The sequence below is a fragment of the Clostridium sp. genome (assembly GCF_051278035.1).
Taxonomy (GTDB): Bacteria; Bacillota; Clostridia; order Clostridiales; family Clostridiaceae; genus Clostridium_AD.
This window is the reverse complement of sequence record NZ_JBNMNU010000011.1, coordinates 22330-40643: the sequence shown is the minus strand read 5'-3', so window position 1 is coordinate 40643 and position 18314 is coordinate 22330. Positions and strand designations below refer to the sequence as shown.

Annotated in this window: 19 protein-coding genes, 2 tRNA genes, 1 pseudogene and 1 other annotated feature; of the genes and pseudogenes, 14 read left to right on the top strand and 8 right to left on the bottom strand. The window is 32.0% G+C overall.

All coding sequences use genetic code 11. The features are described 5' to 3' along the window. From ACJAX4_RS03285 to tsaE, 5 genes and pseudogenes are all read right to left on the bottom strand, one after another. A pseudogene (locus ACJAX4_RS03285) lies at nt 1-245 on the bottom strand (hypothetical protein); the annotation flags it as partial. A gap of 42 nt (nt 246-287) precedes the next feature. Then, nucleotides 288-722: a transposase gene (locus ACJAX4_RS03280; protein WP_435788025.1), complete on the bottom strand. Its 435-nt coding sequence runs from the start codon at nt 720-722 to the stop codon at nt 288-290. Between the two features lie 123 nt (nt 723-845). Further along, nucleotides 846-1295 carry a ribosomal protein S18-alanine N-acetyltransferase gene (rimI, locus tag ACJAX4_RS03275; RefSeq protein WP_435788024.1) on the bottom strand — a complete coding sequence of 150 codons (450 nt, stop codon included), beginning with the start codon at nt 1293-1295 and terminating at the stop codon, nt 846-848. After that, nucleotides 1288-2001, bottom strand: coding sequence for a tRNA (adenosine(37)-N6)-threonylcarbamoyltransferase complex dimerization subunit type 1 TsaB (gene tsaB / locus ACJAX4_RS03270; protein WP_435788023.1), 714 nt, complete (start codon nt 1999-2001; stop codon nt 1288-1290). Before tsaB ends, rimI begins: the two co-directional genes overlap by 8 nt. Continuing rightward, complete coding sequence (tsaE, locus tag ACJAX4_RS03265; protein WP_435788022.1) at nt 2001-2456, bottom strand: tRNA (adenosine(37)-N6)-threonylcarbamoyltransferase complex ATPase subunit type 1 TsaE; 456 nt, start codon at nt 2454-2456, stop codon at nt 2001-2003. Before tsaE ends, tsaB begins: the two co-directional genes overlap by 1 nt. A gap of 117 nt (nt 2457-2573) precedes the next feature. Here tsaE and ACJAX4_RS03260 point away from each other — a divergent pair. The 10 genes from ACJAX4_RS03260 (at nt 2574) to nth (ending at nt 10789) form a co-directional block, all read left to right on the top strand. Further along, nucleotides 2574-2649: transfer RNA gene (locus ACJAX4_RS03260), tRNA-Trp, on the top strand. Nucleotides 2650-2673: 24 nt separating this feature from the next. Then, nucleotides 2674-2749, top strand: a tRNA-Trp gene (locus tag ACJAX4_RS03255). A gap of 99 nt (nt 2750-2848) precedes the next feature. Next, nucleotides 2849-3835: an NAD(P)/FAD-dependent oxidoreductase gene (locus ACJAX4_RS03250; RefSeq protein WP_435788021.1), complete on the top strand. Its 987-nt coding sequence runs from the start codon at nt 2849-2851 to the stop codon at nt 3833-3835. An 84-nt stretch (nt 3836-3919) separates the two neighbouring features. Next, nucleotides 3920-4166: a binding site (T-box leader), on the top strand. Nucleotides 4167-4304: 138 nt separating this feature from the next. Further along, nucleotides 4305-5216, top strand: coding sequence for a cysteine synthase A (gene cysK, locus ACJAX4_RS03245; RefSeq protein WP_435788020.1), 912 nt, complete (start codon nt 4305-4307; stop codon nt 5214-5216). Between the two features lie 33 nt (nt 5217-5249). After that, on the top strand, nt 5250-5834 hold the full coding sequence (gene epsC, locus ACJAX4_RS03240) for a serine O-acetyltransferase EpsC (RefSeq protein WP_435788019.1): 585 nt from the start codon (nt 5250-5252) through the stop codon (nt 5832-5834). A 14-nt stretch (nt 5835-5848) separates the two neighbouring features. Then, the gene (gene queG, locus ACJAX4_RS03235) at nt 5849-6841 is read left to right on the top strand and encodes a tRNA epoxyqueuosine(34) reductase QueG (RefSeq protein WP_435788018.1); all 993 of its coding nucleotides are present in this window, start codon (nt 5849-5851) and stop codon (nt 6839-6841) included. Nucleotides 6842-6880: 39 nt separating this feature from the next. Next, complete coding sequence (locus ACJAX4_RS03230; protein WP_435788017.1) at nt 6881-7582, top strand: lysophospholipid acyltransferase family protein; 702 nt, start codon at nt 6881-6883, stop codon at nt 7580-7582. 323 nt (nt 7583-7905) lie between these two features. Then, the gene (locus ACJAX4_RS03225) at nt 7906-9099 is read left to right on the top strand and encodes a glycine C-acetyltransferase (RefSeq protein ID WP_435788016.1); all 1194 of its coding nucleotides are present in this window, start codon (nt 7906-7908) and stop codon (nt 9097-9099) included. A 56-nt stretch (nt 9100-9155) separates the two neighbouring features. Further along, a complete protein-coding gene (locus ACJAX4_RS03220; protein WP_435788015.1) occupies nt 9156-10115 on the top strand; it encodes an L-threonine 3-dehydrogenase in 960 nt (319 codons plus the stop codon). After that, nucleotides 10112-10789: an endonuclease III gene (gene nth, locus ACJAX4_RS03215; protein WP_435788014.1), complete on the top strand. Its 678-nt coding sequence runs from the start codon at nt 10112-10114 to the stop codon at nt 10787-10789. The genes ACJAX4_RS03220 and nth overlap by 4 nt, the downstream gene beginning before the upstream one ends. A 79-nt stretch (nt 10790-10868) precedes the next feature. Here nth and ACJAX4_RS03210 read toward each other — a convergent pair whose 3' ends face one another. Together ACJAX4_RS03210 and trhA are read right to left on the bottom strand one after the other, a co-directional pair. Continuing rightward, entirely contained in the window at nt 10869-11357 is a 489-nt protein-coding gene (locus tag ACJAX4_RS03210) for a thioredoxin family protein (RefSeq protein WP_435788013.1), read from the bottom strand. 68 nt (nt 11358-11425) lie between these two features. After that, complete coding sequence (gene trhA / locus ACJAX4_RS03205) at nt 11426-12079, bottom strand: PAQR family membrane homeostasis protein TrhA (protein ID WP_435788012.1); 654 nt, start codon at nt 12077-12079, stop codon at nt 11426-11428. 334 nt (nt 12080-12413) lie between these two features. On the opposite strand from trhA, the gene ACJAX4_RS03200 reads away from it, so the two are divergent. From ACJAX4_RS03200 to ACJAX4_RS03185, 4 genes are all read left to right on the top strand, one after another. Continuing rightward, on the top strand, nt 12414-13004 hold the full coding sequence (locus ACJAX4_RS03200; protein WP_435788011.1) for a DUF1836 domain-containing protein: 591 nt from the start codon (nt 12414-12416) through the stop codon (nt 13002-13004). 22 nt (nt 13005-13026) lie between these two features. Beyond that, a complete protein-coding gene (pepT, locus tag ACJAX4_RS03195; protein WP_435788010.1) occupies nt 13027-14253 on the top strand; it encodes a peptidase T in 1227 nt (408 codons plus the stop codon). Between the two features lie 279 nt (nt 14254-14532). Next, entirely contained in the window at nt 14533-15858 is a 1326-nt protein-coding gene (locus ACJAX4_RS03190; protein WP_435788009.1) for a S1C family serine protease, read from the top strand. Nucleotides 15859-15977: 119 nt separating this feature from the next. Further along, the gene (locus tag ACJAX4_RS03185; RefSeq protein ID WP_435788008.1) at nt 15978-16169 is read left to right on the top strand and encodes a hypothetical protein; all 192 of its coding nucleotides are present in this window, start codon (nt 15978-15980) and stop codon (nt 16167-16169) included. A gap of 98 nt (nt 16170-16267) precedes the next feature. Here the strand turns inward: ACJAX4_RS03185 and ACJAX4_RS03180 are convergent, their stop codons facing one another. Continuing rightward, nucleotides 16268-18259, bottom strand: a complete 1992-nt coding sequence (locus ACJAX4_RS03180; protein WP_435788007.1) for a fructose-1,6-bisphosphatase — start codon at nt 18257-18259, stop codon at nt 16268-16270. Nucleotides 18260-18314: the final 55 nt, after the last annotated feature.

The window sequence follows — 18314 nt, the reverse complement described above, 5'->3', positions numbered from 1 at the left end:
TAGTCCATGTTTTCTCGTTTGCTTATATTCCTTTTGAAGCTAGCTTTCTTCATTCCCTCATAAGCCTGCGGCTTTATAAATGTGTTTTGATCATTTTTATCTAAATAAACATAGTTTTCTTCACTTTCATATCCGGCGTCAGCCACTATGTTACTATACTTTTCAGGTAACCCCTTGTTTAATTTTTCAAGAAAAGGTATCAGCGTGAGTTGATCGGATCTTTCACTGGATATGTCTATTCCCACAACATATTCTGCCTCTACACCAATTTGAACATTATATCCTGGCTATTTATATTCTATTTCTCCAAACTCTCCGAGTTTTATAACTAGTTGATTAAACAAATAATCTATAACATGGGCAAGTCTTTTAGTCCTGAATCTTGCAATTGTATTATGATCAGGGGCCTGACGGCCTTGAAGAAGCCAGATGAAATTTATATCTCTTTTACAAGCCTGCTCAATTTTTCTGCTTGAGTAAATATCATTCATATATGCATAAACTAATACCTTAAAAAGTATCTGAGGTGGAACTGCTGAATTTCTACCTTTTGTAGAGTAAGCCTTTATTAAAATCGTATAATCTAATTCCTCCATTACTTGGCTTAGCAATCTCACTGAGTCATTTTTCGGTATTAAAATCCCTGTATCAAGAGGTAAAACCAGTTGATAAAAGTTATAATTACTGTTATAATCTTTGTGTGTAATTTTGTTATTTGTCATATATAAATTATACAACAAAAGCGAATTCTTTGGAATTCGCTTTTTCATTTAAAAGATGAAAAAGGGCTATCTCAAAATAGAAAGTAATTTCTATTTTGAGACAGCCCCTTTTTAGAGTGAATTCTATAAATTGCGGTTCCACATAATTACTGCATCTTCACCATTATCTTCATAGTAATGGGGTCTAGTGCTTACCTTCTCGAAGCCATGTTTTTCATATAAGTTTATAGCAATAAAATTAGAACTTCTAACCTCTAGAGTTATTGCTGTAACCTTTTGCTTTCTGCAAAATCTAAATAGTGCTTCCATAATTATGTCACCAGCACCAAGACCACGAGCCTTGGGGTGAACTGCAATATTAGTAATATGTGCTTCATCTATAATTATCCACATTCCTCCATAACCTACTATAGAATCACCCTTTTTTAATATTACATACTTAGCAAATTTATTATCTAATTCACTTTGGAGTGATTCTAAACTCCAGGAAATAGGAAAGCTTAATTGATTAATGTTTATTATGGATTTAACAGATGAAGCATCCATTGGGAATATTTTAAAATCACTATTCATTTTGTTTACGCCTCATTTTTTCTTCGTATTCTCTTTCGGCTTGAGGCTTTCTAAGGTAAATAGGTACTGATGCGTATATATCGTCCTCGATGCCACTTAATAGAAGGTTAAGCCCTAATTCTCCAAGTGAAGAAGCCTTAGCTAAATTTAAATGTGTTGGCGCAAAGGTTACGTCGGATAATTGTGATATAAGTCTTTCTTTGAATTTTAAAGTCCCGGCACCTACAAAGGATATACTGCATTTTTTTTCCTTGAGCATATTTATTAGTTCATCTAAAGATACATTTATATAATCGCTTATTCTATTAAGTTTGTTATCAGAAAATGTATATAATGCTGTATAAACATTATCTCTTAAAGCATCTAGTATAGGACAAATAATTCCATCTGTATATGCTAAATTATATGCTAGCGAATCTAAGGTTGAGACAGTTACAAAGGGTTTATTTGAACCTTGGCATAAACCTTTAATTGTAGCAAGTCCTATTCTAAGGCCTGTAAAAGAACCGGGACCTTTCGATGCTACAAATCCATCAATATCACTTATGCTAATGCTAGTGTTTTTAAGTAATTCATCAATAATTGGCAAAAGTAGCGCGGCATGCTGTTTTTTACAATTAAAAGTTATTTCAGAAAGTACTGTGCTATCATCAAGAATAGCACAGGTTGCTGATTCTGTAGCGGAATCTAAACTTAAAATTTTCATTATTTTATCTCCTTTATGTAATCATATCTTATATGGTCATATTGGATGTTGATTTTTCTATAATCATCTCCAAATTCAATTGATTTTTCAATGGTAATAGTTAAATTATCAGGTGGAATCAATTCTTCAATATAATTAGCCCACTCAATAATGCTGACCGCATCGCTAAATATATATTCATCAAAGCCTATAGCGGCTATTTCATCAGGGTCATTTACTCTATACACATCAAAATGATACAATTTTAAACGACCTGCGTACTCATTTACAATTGTAAAGGTAGGGCTTGTAATATGCTCTTCAATACCTAAACCTTTTGCAATTCCTTTAGCTAAATGAGTTTTGCCGGTGCCTAAATCACCAATTAAGCATATTATATCACCAGAATTTACAAGTGATCCTATTTGTTTTCCTATTCTATAAGTGTCATCTACTGACGTTACTATAAATTCCATAAGTTTCACCTCACTAGTTAGTTTATCCTAAAAAATAAAAAAAGAAAAGGCAATCTGGTTAAAATTAAAAAATACTTGCATTACTTAAAAATACATGATATAATTTGGATGTATTTTAGGGGTATAGCTCAGTTGGTAGAGTAGTGGTCTCCAAAACCATTGGTTGTAGGTTCGAGCCCTACTACCCCTGCCATTTTAAAATTTAATACGCAAATAAAGGGGTATGGCTCAATTGGTAGAGTAGTGGTCTCCAAAACCATTGGTTGTAGGTTCGAGTCCTACTACCCCTGCCAAACAAAACCCGTGAAATTAATTTCACGGGTTTTTGCGTTTTTAAATTTGAATCATAATAGATTGGTCTAATTTAATACTATAACACTGGAGGGTATGTAATGCAGCAATATGATATAGTGGTAATTGGCGGAGGCCCAGCAGGGCTTGCAGCAGCCATATCAGCTAAAGAGCATTATGATGGTAAGGTTTTGATTTTAGAAAGAGAAGAGGAACTCGGTGGTAATTTAAATCAGTGTATTCATAATGGATTTGGCATGAATATTTTTAGTGAAGATTTGACGGGACCTGAATTTGTGCAAAAATTTACAGATAAAATAAGAGAGCTAAATATTTCGTATAAATTAAATACTACTGCATTAAATCTAAGTCATGATAAAGAAATCGATGCTGTTAATGCAGAGGATGGAATTTTTAAAATAAAAGCGAAATCTATAATAATCGCTACAGGTGTAAGAGAAAGACCAAGAGGATTTTTAAATATACCTGGTAGTAGATGTGCAGGTATATATACTGTAGGGACAGCACAAAAATTTATAAATATAGAAGGATATATGCCAGGTAAGGAAGTAGTTATATTAGGTACTGGCGATATTGCATTAACAATGGCTAGTAGGCTTTCTATTGAAGGAGCTAATGTTAAAGCGGTAGTTGAAAATAAAGAAAGTATTGTTGCAACTGATAGAAAACTAGGAGCTATCCTGAATGATTTTAATATACCATTACGAACAAAGCATAAGATAGCTGCTATTATGGGGAAAAGTAGAATTAAAGGCGTTACTTTAGTAAAGCTCGATAATAATAATGAAGCTATTGAAAATAGCGAGGAATATATTACTTGTGATGCATTACTTTTATCTGTAGATTTATACCCTGATAATGAACTGGCGATTAAAGCAAATATATTAATTAATCCACTTACAGGTCGAATTACATTAAATGAAAAGTTTCAAACTAATATAGATGGATTTTTCGCCTGCGGTAATGTAGCTTATGGGTATAATTTTTCTGAAGATGTAGTAACTAAAAGCATTAATGTTGGTATTAGCACTTCACAATACTTAAAGGGTTGTGAACTGAAAATTTGATAGTAAAACATTAAAAAGTATTGACATATCTTAATGCTGGGAATATAATATAATAAAGTAAAAGTAATTCATACTAAAATACTAGGAAATACTTAGAAGAAGGAAAGTAATATAAGAAGAGCATACAGAGCGAGAGTCTAAAGCTGAGAAGATTCTTATGAAAAACTTATATGAAGTGCCCTTTGGAGTTATGCACCGAATTTAGTAGGCTGCATCGGGATTCGCCCGTTATCGTGATAGAGTATACAGTTGTACTCGAAAAAGTGGCTTTATAATCATAAAAGTGGTTATGAATTAGAGTGGGACCACGAAGCAAAACTTCGTCTCTAAAATAGAGGGAGTTTTTTTTGTATCCAAAAATATTTAAAATAAAATATAAATGTTGTTTTAAATATTTTAATAGGTAAGACTAACTTAAAAGTAAAAACAGATATTATAAGATGAAATATAAATTTGGAGGGATATTATTATGATGTATAACAATGTTTTAGACATGATAGGAGCTACACCGGTTTTAAAATTAAATAAATTAGTTAAGGGTAACATGGCTGATATTTTTGTTAAACTGGAGAAGTTTAATCCAGCTGGTAGCATAAAAGATAGGGCGGCTCTTGGGATGATAGAAAAAGCTGAATCTATAGAGTTATTAAAAGAGGGGTATACTATTGTTGAACCAACTAGTGGAAACACAGGAATAGCGCTTGCTATGATTGGAAGAATTAAAGGATACGCGGTAATTATTGTTATGCCGGATACTATGAGTGTTGAAAGAAGAAATTTAATTAAGGCATATGGAGCACAACTTGTCCTTACAGATGGATCAAAAGGTATGAAGGGTGCTATAAATAAGGCGAAGGAAATAGCAGATGGAAAGCCGGGATTTTTTATTCCTCAGCAATTTGTTAATTTGGCAAACCCAGAAAAACATTATGCGACTACTGCAGAAGAAATTATGCATGATGTAGAAGACGTAGACGTTTTTGTAGCAGGAGTAGGTACTGGTGGAACAATTACTGGTGTAGGTAAAAGGCTTAAAGAAATTAAGAGTGATATTAAAGTAGTTGCAGTTGAACCAGAAAAATCTCCAGTGTTATCAGGTGGAGAACCTGGCCCGCATAAAATACAAGGAATAGGAGCAGGATTTACACCAGATATTTATGATAGCGGTGTGGTTGATGAAATAATGAAAATATCTGATGAAGAATCTTTTGAAATGGCAAAACTAATGGCAAAAGAAGAAGGTGTATTAGTTGGAATTTCAACAGGTGCGAATGTTGCGGTAGCTATAAAAATTGCTAAAAGACTAGGGAAGGGTAAAAATGTTGTTACAGTTTCTCCTGATGGAGGAGAAAAATACATTTCCATGGGAATATATGAATAAAGTAACGTCACTTTATAGGGGGAACTGATTTGAATGCTTAAAATGCTAAAATATGAGATAAAAAATATATTAGATAAGGATCCAGCAGCTAATAATTGGCTTGAAGTAATATTATTGTATCCCTCCATTCATGCTATAATAATATATAGAATAGCGCATTCTCTATATAAACGTAAATGTTATTTTATCTCAAGAGCTATCTCCCAATCAGCTAGGTTTTTTACTGGAATAGAAATTCATCCAGGGGCTACAATAGGCAAAGGATTATTTATAGATCATGGAACGGGGGTAGTTATCGGAGAAACTACAGAAATAGGAGATAATGTGACTTTGTATCAAGGAGTTACGCTAGGTGGAACAGGTAAGGATAAAGGGAAAAGACATCCTACTATTGAGAGTGATGTAGTGGTAGGAGCTGGAGCAAAGATTCTTGGCCCTATTAGAATTGGAGCTGGTAGTAAAATTGGTGCTAATGCTGTAGTACTAAAAAATGTATTAGCTAGGTCAACTGCTGTAGGTATACCAGCTAGAGAAATTTTCGAAAAAACTGTCACTATAATAGAAATTAAGGATTACATGGGGAATACTAAAAGAATGTACAATGATATGATAATATAAAAAGGACTGACGATATGAGTATCAAGGAAGAAATAATTGAGTTTTGTAGAATACAAGGCTTGGACACAATTGGATTTAGCGAATGTAGAATTTATCATGAGCTAAATCCTTATTTTGAGAAAAGAAAAAATCTTGAGCTAGAGAATGAGTTTGAGGAACATAATATAGATAAAAAAATAAATCCGTTTTTTTATATGAAAGAGGGAAAAACTATAATTTCTATAGCGTTTCCATATCTATATAAATATGATTTTAATGAAAATGCTAGTTTTTCTAAATATACTCTTGGTAGAGATTATCATGATGTTACAACGGAGTATATGAATAAAATCTGTGAATTCATTAAGTCAAAGGGCGGGAAAGCTATAAGTTTTGTGGATAGTAATGCACTGCCAGAGAGATACATTGCATGGAGCAGTGGGGTGGGGTTCATAGGAAAAAATAATACACTAATAACAGAAAAGTATGGATCCTATGTTTTTTTAGGAGAAATTATAACTGATTTAATAATGGAGCCAGATAAAAAAAACATGCAAAAATGTGGTGATTGTGAATTGTGTTTAAAGGCGTGTCCTACAAATTCTATAGTTGAAGGTCCCTTTGGAATTAATAACAATTCAAATATATGTCTAGCATATATTACTCAAAAAAAGGATATAGAAGACTCTTGGTTTGAAAAATTAAATGGTAGATTATTTGGTTGCGATACTTGTCAGGAAGCCTGCCCGTATAATAGTGGAAGAAAATTTAGTAATCTTAGTGAATTAAAACCTTATGAACATATGATGCACATTAATCTTAAAGAGTTAATGGAAACTAATAATCAAGAATTTAAGGATAAATATAAATTAACTTCTTGTGGCTGGAGAGGTAAAAATATTCTTAAAAGGAATGCGATTATTAATGCCATTTCTGTCGAAAAAGTTAGAAATAAAATGGTAGAGAAGGATACATCTCCTTATATAAAGGATTATTATTATAGACTTTTAAAGATTTTCAAACTATAATACTTTTATAAAGATTTTTTTATGAAAGGTGGAATTTTGATGATTTCTAAACGATTATTAAAAATAATAGACGTTTTGCCAGATAAAGCAGTAGCCTTTATAGCAAATAAATTAATCGACTCATATATTAATAAATATGCAAACATAGAAACTAGCGGAATGGATAAAATAAAGGAAATAAATTCTCCTATAATTTTCATATGCAATCATTTAAGTAATGCGGATGGTATAGTTATGAATAAGTTATTAAAGGAACATCATGTAACCTTTGTTGCAGGCCTAAAACTGACGGATAATAAGCTTACTAAATTAGGGTTTCATGTGGCAAAGACTATAAATATAAAACCTAATTCTGCCGATAAGGATGCTATATCTAAAATTGTGAATACGCTAAAGCAAGGTAATAATATTATGATTTTTCCAGAAGGAACTAGGAGTAGAAATGGAAAAATGATAGAGGGTAAGAAGGGCCTTATATTAATGGCTAAATTATCAAAGGCGACAATAATTCCAATGGGTATTTGGGGAACAGAAAAATTATTACCTATTGATGCAAATGATATGGCCTCTGAAAGATTTCATCATGCGGATGTACATGTAAACTTCGGTGACCCTATTCTGCTTCCAAGTAAAAGTGTAGATGAAGATAAAAATCAGTATCACGATAGGACTATGCATGAAATAATGCGCAGTATCGCTATACTGCTACCAGAGCAGTATAGAGGAGTATATTTGGACTAATACTTTAAAACAAGAATTCTAGTGTAAAAACTGAAATCTTGTTTTTTTTATCGAAATATGTAAATACTAAAATGAATAAATAATTATTAAAAATGGTGGTAAAATTTCATTGAACAATAACAATAAAGGAATTAATTCTCTTTATATGTAATTTTAATAGAAATAAAACAAATATAATTATCAAATACAATAAAATATGACGAATTTTATAATATAAATAAGTAAATTGTACTTAAGTAAGTTATAATAGAAGTATGTTTAAATATAAAATTCTCATAAATCTTATGAGAATTTACAAAATAAAAGGTTGGAGGTATGTTATCATGGGAAGTAAAATGCTGGGAAAATACTTAAAAGAAAATTTAGAAGATTTAAAAAGTAAAGGTTTGTATAATGAAATAAATGTTTTAAAAAGTTCGAATGGGCCTGTTATTACAATAGGTGATAAAAAATTAATAAATCTTTCTTCAAATAATTATTTAGGTCTTGCAACCAATTCTAGACTTATTGAAGCTACCATTGCAGCAACTAAGAAATATGGTGCAGGAGCAGGTGCTGTTAGAACAATTAACGGTACTTTGGAAATTCACACAGACTTAGAACAAAAACTTGCTAAATTTAAACATACTGAAGCAGCTATTGCATTCCAGTCAGGATTCAATTGTAATATGGGTGCAATTTCGGCAGTAATGAGTAAAAAAGACGCAATTCTTTCGGACTCGCTAAATCACGCATCAATAATAGATGGATGTAGATTATCAGGTGCGAAAATTATAAGAGTGGAGCACTCTGATATGCTAGATTTAAGGAATAAGGCAAAAGAAGCAGTAGAATCAGGTTTATATGAAAAAATCATGGTAATTACTGACGGTGTATTCTCTATGGACGGTGACATAGCTAAACTTCCGGAAATTGTTAAAATAGCTGAGGAGTTTGACTTAATTACATATGTAGATGATGCTCATGGTTCAGGAGTGCTTGGGAGTGGTGCAGGTACTGTACATCACTTTAACTTATCAGATAAAATAGATTTCCAAATTGGAACATTATCGAAGGCAATTGGAGTTGTAGGCGGATATGTAGCCGGATCAAAAGATTTAATCGATTGGCTTATGGTTAGGGCAAGACCGTTCTTATTCTCAACATCATTAACTCCTGGATCTGCAGGTGCAGCTATAGAGGCTATTAACATTCTTACAGAAAGTACTGAGCTTAATGATAAACTTTGGGATAATGCTAATTATTTGAAAAAGGGCCTAAAAGAACTTGGTTTTGATATTGGAAATAGTGAAACTCCGATTACTCCATGCATAATAGGAGATGAAGTTAAAACTCAAGAATTTAGTAAAAGACTTTTTGAAGAAGGCGTTTACGCAAAATCAATAGTATTCCCAACTGTTAGAAAAGGAACTGGAAGAGTAAGGAATATGCCTACAGCAGCTCATACAAAGGAAATGTTAGATGAATCATTATCTATTTATGCAAAAGTTGGTAGAGAAATGAAAATAATAAAATAAATACGTTATTATACTATTAATGGTATAAGACATATATTATAGATGGAGGGAATAGGATGAAAAAAATATTGGTAACAGGTGCCTTAGGACAAATAGGGTCAGAACTCGTAATGAAGATGAGAGAAGTTTATGGTAGTGACAATGTAATAGCTACAGATTTAAGGAAAATAGAGGAGAGCCCAGTAGTTACAAGTGGGCCTTTTGAGATACTGGATGTAACTGATCATAAAACTATGCTCTTTCTTTGTAAAAAGCATAAAGTAGACACTCTCGTACATTTAGCGGCTCTATTATCAGCAACGGCTGAAACAAAGCCACTACTTGCTTGGAATATAAATATGGGTGGGCTTGTAAATGCTTTAGAAGTTGCTAGGGAACTTAAGCTTAAGTTCTTTACACCAAGTTCTATAGGTGCATTTGGACCAACAACTCCTAAAGATAATACTCCTCAAGATACGATACAAAGGCCTACAACTATGTATGGCGTAAATAAAGTTGCAGGAGAATTATTATGTGATTATTACTTTAAGAAGTTTGGAGTTGACACAAGAGGAGTACGTTTTCCAGGGCTAATTTCTTATGAAGTTCTTCCAGGTGGAGGAACTACTGATTATGCTGTGGATATATATTATGAAGCATTAAAGTCAGGTAATTACACTTCCTTTATTGATAAAGGGACTAAGATGGATATGATGTATATGCCAGATGCAATAAACGCAATAATTGATTTAATGGAAGCTGATGGATCAAAATTAATTCATAGAAATGCATTTAATATTGCAGCTATGAGTTTTAAACCAGAAGAAATAGCAGCTGAAATAAAAAAACATATACCAAAATTTAAAATGAAATATGATGTGGATCCAGATAGACAAGGAATTGCTGATTCATGGCCAAATTCGATTGATCCAACGTGTGCTAAGGATGAGTGGGGCTTTGATGCTAAATATGATTTAGCAAAAATGACTACTGATATGCTCCAAAAATTAAGGGATAAAAGAATAGGCACTAAATGAACAAAAAAAACATCAAAGCAGTGCTAGAAATTCTTAATGAGACATATGCTGGAGCGAAGTGTGGACTTGATTTTACAAATCATTATGAGCTTTTAGTTTCTACCATACTATCAGCGCAATGCACAGATGAGCGAGTAAATATTGTTACAAAAGAGCTATACACTAAATACAATACGCCAGGAACTATGATTACATTATCCCAGGTGGAACTTGGAGAAAAAATCAAGAGTTGTGGTTTTTATAATAATAAGAGTAAAAATATCTTAGCTGCTACAAAACTTATATTAGAAAAGCATAAGGGAGAAGTACCTAGCACTATGGAAGAATTAACAGAACTTAATGGTGTAGGTAGAAAAACCGCTAATGTTGTATTATCTAATGCTTTCGGGATTCCTGCAATAGCTGTAGATACCCACGTTTTTAGAGTTTCAAAAAGAATTGGTTTTGCCTCAGGGAAAAACGTAGAAGAGGTAGAACAGGAGCTTATGAAAAACATTCCTAAAAAAATGTGGAGTGATGCTCATCATTATATTATATGGCATGGGCGAAAAATATGTAAAGCTAGGAAGCCTAATTGCGGCGAGTGTCCTATAGCCCCTTATTGTGAATTTTTAAACGGTAAAAGTAGCTGCAATAAGCCCCAAAAGAATACGACTAAACTCGCTGGAGTTTAGTCGTATGTTTAAGCAATTTTAAAATAAACACTCTTAATATTTTCAAAATATTAAGAGTGTTTATTTTTTTGAGGATTAATTATATTAATATATCTAAAAGTGATTCTTCAATCATGTGATTATATTTTCCTTGCCTATAGTCATTGATTAGGTTTTTCTTTTCTTCAATTTTTAATGTATCCATTTTATCTAACATATTCTTCGGGAACTCTACATAAGCGCCCTTTGGATTCATTTCATTATCGAAAGTTAAAATAGTCGGAATTCTAGCATTCCCAGTACATTCTTCTAAAAAATTTTCGTACCCAGTTTTAGGGAAACAGTATAAGGTTATGTTTTTGTTTTCCTCTGCCATTCTTTTAATGAAGGGTAAGGTAACAATGCAATCAGGACAGTATCCTTCAGAAAAAACAGCTACATTAACAGTAGAATTTATACTCTTTAGAGACTCTTTGGTAATTAAAGATAGATTAGTAGAATTATATGAAGTGAGTTGAACATCACCATATTTAAGTTTTGATTGTTCTAAATAGGTTTCAAAAGTCGTGCCCTCGGATAAGTTTATCATTATTAACATCCCTGCCTTCTGTAAAATTATTACTTGTAATTCTACCATTGAATAATAAGTATTGCAAACTAGTTAATGTACATTATATATTTGAACATAAGTATAAAATGACATAGACTCCCTAACATAATGAAGATGTGAAATATCTCATGAAACCCAAAGAACTTTAGATTTATTTTGGGGCGTTTAGTTGCATATATTATAGCGCCTATAGTATAAAAGAGACCACCAGCTAGTAGCCACATAAAACCACCTAAGGAAATAGCTTTTATTATGGGTACAATAGCAAAAACAGAAATCCACCCCATTAAAATATAAAATAGAGTGTATAGCCATCTAGGGGCGTCAAACCAGATTATCTTCAAAAGAATCCCTATAAAAGCTAAAAGCCATATACCTAAGAAAAGGAAGTTTCCAATGCTACCTTTTAAAGCAATTAGGCATATAGGAGTATATGTTCCTGCAATTAGAACATATATCATAGAATGATCTACTCTCCTAAGTATTTTTATAACCTTTCGTGATGATGTGGATTTATGATAGGTAGAGCTTGCAGAATAAAGTAATATTGAACTTATCCCGAATACTGCAAGTATAACAGTGTTGTACCAATTTGAAGTATCTAGGGAAAATTTAATTAGAAGTATTAACCCTATTGTGGACAAAAGGGCACCAACTAAATGTGTAAGGCTACTTATAGGCTCTCTAAATTTTGATAACAAATGGATCACCCCTTGTAATATATCGTTAACAAGGTATAAAAGTCCTCGCCATGGATATAATTTATTATGTAACTACTAAATATATTGCGCTAATTATAACATTCTTATACGTAGTTATTAAAACTACTTGATGCATATATTAATACTACAATATAAAATAGCATATATCAATAACGAAAATAGCTATCTTTATAGTGAATAAAGGCGATAGACCCAATCGTTAGCGAATTACTTCATATAGCTCTAAAATGCTAGAAATTTTTAAATTATATATTATTGGTATAGTGTAGATTACAAGTTATCTATACTATATAATGGATGTGAGGTGAAATAAATGGATTATAACAAGGAAACTTTAGATGAATTAGTGAGAGAAATTATAGGAGCAAAAGATGTTAGTTTAACAGAAATACCTTGCGTAGATTTATATATGGATCAAGTCACAACCTTTTTCGATGAAAAACTTTCAAGCCTTAAAAGAAATGACGAAGATAAAATTCTTACAAAAACAATGATTAACAACTATACCAAAGGTAAGGTTTTAATGCCCGCAAAAAATAAAAAGTATACTAATGAACACATGATATTGTTGACTCTTATATATAATTTAAAGCAGACCATATCAATTAGTGATATTAATACAATATTTAATTATATCATTAATGTAAAAACCTCTAAAGATACAAGTATTTCATTAGAGAATTTATATAACAATTTTTTGGATATAAAGGAAGTTCAGAATCAAGATTTTGCACTTGATGTAGATAAATATTCTGAATATATAAAAGTTAAAATTAAAAAAATGGGAAAAGAAGACGGTGAATTAACAGAACTTATACTAATGGTATTATTACTTATTAATAAAGCGAATATGCAAAAAAGAATGGCAGAGAAATTAATTGATAATTTTTTAAAGACAACTTAATTATGAATGAGGAGATGAGCATATGTCAAAGGCTGTAGAAAAGTTTTTAAAATACGTAAGTTACTCAACTAAATCTGATGAGGAATCAACTACTGTGCCTAGCACAGAGGGTCAAATGGTGCTTGCAAGGGTTCTAGTAGCAGAACTAAAATCAATGGGTATACAGAAGGCTAGTGTAGATGATAATGGGTATGTTATGGCAACTATTCCATCTAACATAGAAAACCCCGTGCCAACTATAGGATTTATAGCTCATATGGATACTGCACCAGATATGTCTGGTGAAAATGTTAAACCTAAATTTATTGAAAATTATGATGGAAAAGACATAATATTAAATGAAGAGAAAAACATAATACTATCTCCAGTGGATTTTCCTGAATTAAAGAATTATATAGGGAAAACTCTTATCACCACGGATGGAACTACTTTACTTGGTGCTGATGATAAAGCGGGAGTTGCTGAGATTATGGCGGCAGCAGAATATTTAATGGAAAATCCTCAAATACAACATGGTATAGTACGTATTGGATTTACACCAGACGAAGAGGTAGGGCGTGGTGCAAACCTATTTGATGTAAAGAAATTTGCCGCTGATTTTGCATACACTATGGATGGAGGAACTATTGGGGAATTGGAGTATGAAAATTTTAATGCGGCAGGACTAAAAGTCTATATTCATGGACGAAATGTTCATCCTGGTTCAGCAAAAGGAAAGATGATTCATTCTACACTTATAGCAAACGAATTCATGAACTGTATGCCACAAAATGAAACACCGAGTACTACGGAAGGTTATGAAGGTTTCTATCATTTGACTAATATTAATGGCGAAGTTGAAGAGACGAAACTTCAATATATTATAAGAGATTTTAATAGTGAAAACTTCGAAAATAGAAATATATTCATAAAAAATATATTAGATAAACTGAATAATAAATATGGAAAGGATACAGTTGAAATAGAAATTGTAGATCAATATTTTAATATGAAAGAAAAAATAGAACCTGTTAAGCATATTGTGGATACGGCATTTTTAGCTATGAAGGAAGTAGGAGTAAATCCTATAATGGTACCTATTAGAGGTGGCACAGATGGTGCAAGGCTTTCATTTATGGGGCTTCCAACTCCAAATATATTCACAGGTGGGCAGAATTTTCATGGTAAATATGAGTTCATTCCTACATATGCCATGGAGAAAGCTGTGGATGTAATAGTCAAGATAGTTCAGCTATATGCTGGTAAATAAATTTTCTGTAATATTATTTAATAAAATTATTGGCTTATCTTAAAAGGGTAAGCCGATTTTATGTGTAATAATATAAAGCATTATTTAACATATATTCAATATATTGTTAATTGGTTAAAGGTTTGTTAATAAATTTGACATCTAACTGTAACAGAGATGTATTAATATATAATTAAAGATAAAAGAAAAGGCGGAGTTTAGAAATAAATATAAGTATTTCGCTATAGTTTAGTAGAATAACTCTTATCTGATTAACGAAAATAAAAGGAGGGAAATTATATGAATGAAAATAAGGAAAATAATAAAATAAATGAAACAGATGAAAATACAATCAGTTTTGAAAATAGTAATCTGAATGAGAACATGGATGGGTCAAGGGGAACCAGAAACGATGGAGATAACGAAAATATTATACAAGATGAACCTGTTTGCGGGGTTACGGAAAAACAAAATGAGACTCAACCTATTATATTGCAAAATAGCGATTATACAGAAATAAACCACGAAAAAGTGAAAAAGAATAAAGGCGGTATGAGAAAAAGAATAATGTCCTATATAATAGTAGGTGCAATATGCTCTACACTTGGAGGTATAGGATCAGGTATTATTACAATGAAAATGATGAAAAATTCAGATACTACTAGCACACCAAGAGCGACCACTACTAAGAGTGATAGCGAAACGAGTGCTAAACTTATTAATACGAATAGTACAGAAAAGTTAAGCGTACCTGAAATTGTAAAAAAAGTGAGTCCTTCAGTAGTTGCAATTTCTACTCAAACTTCTGTAGGTGAAGGGGTAGGAACTGGAATGATTTTTAGTAAAACTGGAAATATTTTGACTAATTATCATGTTATTAAAGGCGCAAAGAGTATTAAAGTTATGCTTAGTGATGGAAATGAAGTTTCCGCAAAAGTAGTAAATTTTGATGAAGCAGCTGATGTAGCTGTAATAAAATTACCTGACAATACTAAAATTCCAGGAGTGGTAGAATTCGGTGATTCTGATAAGCTTGAAGTAGGGGAATCAGTAGTGGCTATAGGAAATCCACTAGGGAAAGAACTTATAGGGTCTGTTACTACGGGCATTGTTAGTGCGGTTAATAGACAAGTGAGTATTGAAAATAAAGAATTGAAATTTATTCAAACGGATGCAGCAATTAATCCTGGTAATAGTGGTGGACCACTTGTGAATTCTAAAGGTCAAGTTATAGGGATAAATACTGCGAAGATAAGTTCTACAGCGGGTCAGAAAGACGTGGGCGTAGAAGGATTGGGTTTTGCAATACCAATTAATACAGTGGATCCTAAAATGGATAGTTTAACCAAACAAATTCTTAGCATAGGGATTTTAGGTAAAGCTATTCCAGAGGGTAATAATAATTTTCCGGTAGGAGTAGGTGTTGTAGAAGTTCAAAAGGATAGTTCAGCAGAAAAATATGGTATAAAGCCTCGTGATATTATTACAAAGTTTGATGGCAAAGATATTAAAACGGTGGAGCAATTGAATAAGTTAAAAAATACCCATAATGCCGGCGATATAGTTAAAGTAGAATTAGTTAGGAATGGAAAAACAATAGAGATAGATTTAACACTTTCAGAATAAATTCAATATGTAAAAAAACTTAGAATGCGATAATTCTAAGTTTTTTTATTGTTAATTATAAAATTGAATACATAAAAACTCATCTTTTGTGAAAAAACAATAATGAAGAGGTGATGAAAATGGAAATGGGTACTAGAGATACAATTATGAAAAAATTATTAGATGCACAGGAAAATACTAGAGACTATAAATCATTTGCAAAAGAAATATCTGATGAGGCGGTAAGTAATACATTTAGGGAATTTGCAGAACAATCTGCAATGCAAGCTCACACGCTGCAAGAATTATTATCCACGTATAATCAAAAATAATAAAATTATTCAAGTATGATTATGGTTGTTGTAGCCTATAGATTAAACTTTTAGAAACCACTTGGAGCTCCAAGTGGTTTCTAAAAGTTTAATAAATGTTACCGTTGTTCTTTAATAAGACCTTTTCTATATGCTGTAAGGAGTAACTCCAGATCCTTAATTTGGTCCTTGATCTCTAGGCCCACATCCGTATCTATTACGCGTTTGCGATTTGTGGATGTTTCTAGAACTATAGTAGAAGATAGGATATCCTTACCTTCATCGATAGCCCTTTGCCTAGATTCAAAAGGAGCATGGGACGCTAGAAGTAGTCCATATGAATTATAAATAAGGGTATATCCTGCTATGCCAGTTTCTGGTTGGTATGCTTTAGAAAAACCTCCATCAATAACTAAAAGTTTGCCATTAGCTTTTATAGGACTCTCCCCTTGTTTTGTCTTTACGGGAATATGACCATTTATAATGTGTGAATCAGCTATACAAAGGCCAAATTCAGTTAATATATGGTTGCATATTGTTTCATTATCCCTATATTCATAGTATGGATTTTTAATTTCTATATGAGCACTTTTATCGTCTATAAAATATCTCTCAAAGGTAGTCATTTTATCTTTACCAAATAAGGGCGAATTAGAGCCACACCACAAATACCATATGGAATCTAAAGCATAAAGTTTAGATTCAGAATTCGTTTTGCCAAAATATGCTTCTCTTGCTACTCGTTCAGTTCTATCTATATACGATTTTCCACTATAAGTAATATTATCTATTTTCATTTTCTTAAAACTACCATCTTGGTTTAATGCTATGCAACCATGATAAAGTAAATTGGAGTTGTACTTTAAATACATACTACCTTTAGAATATAAGAAGCGTACATGTTTTTGGAGCTTTTCACTGTTTGAAAAAGAAGATTTTAGTTTGTCAATAAGTTCTCTTTCATATTCAGTCAAATTGTAAGGGTTAGTGGGGTCAATAGTTGGGAAATTAGTATCATTTAGCTTATAATCTTTCCCATCAATGTTTATAGTGCCAAATTCGTGGTCTATTTCATGTAGAAGTAGCCTATCTTGCATTTCGTAATGTGGGCGCCTTTTTATTATTTGACCCTCAAGTTTAAATTGAATTATAGAAATGGCTTTATGCATTTGTGACATTAAATTAAGGTCTTTTTCTCTATAATTATTTTCTGGAAGGATTTTCGGCTTAAAAGATATGCAGGCGTCATTCTCATAAAAATCTAAAGCAAAAGTTGCTAGCGGCAATAAGTTAATACCATAACCTTCCTCAATAGTGTCCAAATTTGCATACCTTGTTGATATGCGAAGAACATTTGCAATGCAACTCTCAGAGCCAGCGGCAGCACCCATCCATAATATATCATGATTACCCCACTGTATATCAATAGAGTGGTATTGCATAAGAGTATCTAATATTATATGTGCCCCAGGACCTCTGTCATAAATGTCTCCTAAAATATGAAGTCTATCTATAGTTAGTCTTTGAATTAGGTTGGCAATAGCAACTATAAATTCTTTAGCTCTACCAGTTTTAATTATGGTCTGAATAATCTCGTTGTAGTATTCCTGTTTGTTAAAGGTGTTCTGTTGTTCATGGAGTAATTCTTCAATAATATATGCAAAATCTGCAGGTAGTGCTTTTCTGACTTTAGATCTAGTATATTTAGAGGAGACTGTCCTACAAATTTTAATAAGTTTATGAAGAGTGATTTTGTACCAATCTTCTATATCATCTTCTTCTCTAAGTGCTATGTCTAACTTTTGTTCGGGATAGTAAATAATGGTTGCTAGTTCTTTTTTTTCTGTTTCTCTAAGAGAAGTACCAAAAATATCATTAATCTTTCGTTTTATTACACCAGAAGCATTCCTAAGAACATGAGTAAAGGATTCGTATTCGCCATGAATATCTGTAAGAAAATGTTCAGTTCCTTTAGGCAAATTTAAGATAGCTTGTAGATTTATAATTTCCGTACAAGCATATGGAATCGTAGGATACTTACTGGCTAGTAGCTTAACATATCTTAAATCTTCTGCTATAGTATCAATAGAGGATTCGCTAGAAAATATCATTATTGACTCTCCTTTATAACTTTTTTAATTTTATTTGTGTAGCTTATTTAATATA

What these genes read in the sequence shown, in the direction of transcription:
- ACJAX4_RS03210 (WP_435788013.1), bottom strand. Translation starts at nt 11,357, where the DNA reads ATGATAAACTTATCCGAGGGCACGACTTTTGAAACCTATTTAGAACAA.
- tsaB (WP_435788023.1), bottom strand. Translation starts at nt 2,001, where the DNA reads ATGAAAATTTTAAGTTTAGATTCCGCTACAGAATCAGCAACCTGTGCT.
- ACJAX4_RS03185 (WP_435788008.1), top strand. Translation starts at nt 15,978, where the DNA reads ATGGAAATGGGTACTAGAGATACAATTATGAAAAAATTATTAGATGCA.
- rimI (WP_435788024.1), bottom strand. Translation starts at nt 1,295, where the DNA reads ATGAATAGTGATTTTAAAATATTCCCAATGGATGCTTCATCTGTTAAA.
- ACJAX4_RS03225 (WP_435788016.1), top strand. Translation starts at nt 7,906, where the DNA reads ATGGGAAGTAAAATGCTGGGAAAATACTTAAAAGAAAATTTAGAAGAT.
- pepT (WP_435788010.1), top strand. Translation starts at nt 13,027, where the DNA reads ATGTCAAAGGCTGTAGAAAAGTTTTTAAAATACGTAAGTTACTCAACT.
- ACJAX4_RS03220 (WP_435788015.1), top strand. Translation starts at nt 9,156, where the DNA reads ATGAAAAAAATATTGGTAACAGGTGCCTTAGGACAAATAGGGTCAGAA.
- ACJAX4_RS03200 (WP_435788011.1), top strand. Translation starts at nt 12,414, where the DNA reads ATGGATTATAACAAGGAAACTTTAGATGAATTAGTGAGAGAAATTATA.
- tsaE (WP_435788022.1), bottom strand. Translation starts at nt 2,456, where the DNA reads ATGGAATTTATAGTAACGTCAGTAGATGACACTTATAGAATAGGAAAA.
- ACJAX4_RS03230 (WP_435788017.1), top strand. Translation starts at nt 6,881, where the DNA reads ATGATTTCTAAACGATTATTAAAAATAATAGACGTTTTGCCAGATAAA.
- cysK (WP_435788020.1), top strand. Translation starts at nt 4,305, where the DNA reads ATGATGTATAACAATGTTTTAGACATGATAGGAGCTACACCGGTTTTA.
- nth (WP_435788014.1), top strand. Translation starts at nt 10,112, where the DNA reads ATGAACAAAAAAAACATCAAAGCAGTGCTAGAAATTCTTAATGAGACA.
- queG (WP_435788018.1), top strand. Translation starts at nt 5,849, where the DNA reads ATGAGTATCAAGGAAGAAATAATTGAGTTTTGTAGAATACAAGGCTTG.
- ACJAX4_RS03180 (WP_435788007.1), bottom strand. Translation starts at nt 18,259, where the DNA reads ATGATATTTTCTAGCGAATCCTCTATTGATACTATAGCAGAAGATTTA.
- ACJAX4_RS03250 (WP_435788021.1), top strand. Translation starts at nt 2,849, where the DNA reads ATGCAGCAATATGATATAGTGGTAATTGGCGGAGGCCCAGCAGGGCTT.
- ACJAX4_RS03280 (WP_435788025.1), bottom strand. Translation starts at nt 722, where the DNA reads ATGACAAATAACAAAATTACACACAAAGATTATAACAGTAATTATAAC.
- ACJAX4_RS03190 (WP_435788009.1), top strand. Translation starts at nt 14,533, where the DNA reads ATGAATGAAAATAAGGAAAATAATAAAATAAATGAAACAGATGAAAAT.
- epsC (WP_435788019.1), top strand. Translation starts at nt 5,250, where the DNA reads ATGCTTAAAATGCTAAAATATGAGATAAAAAATATATTAGATAAGGAT.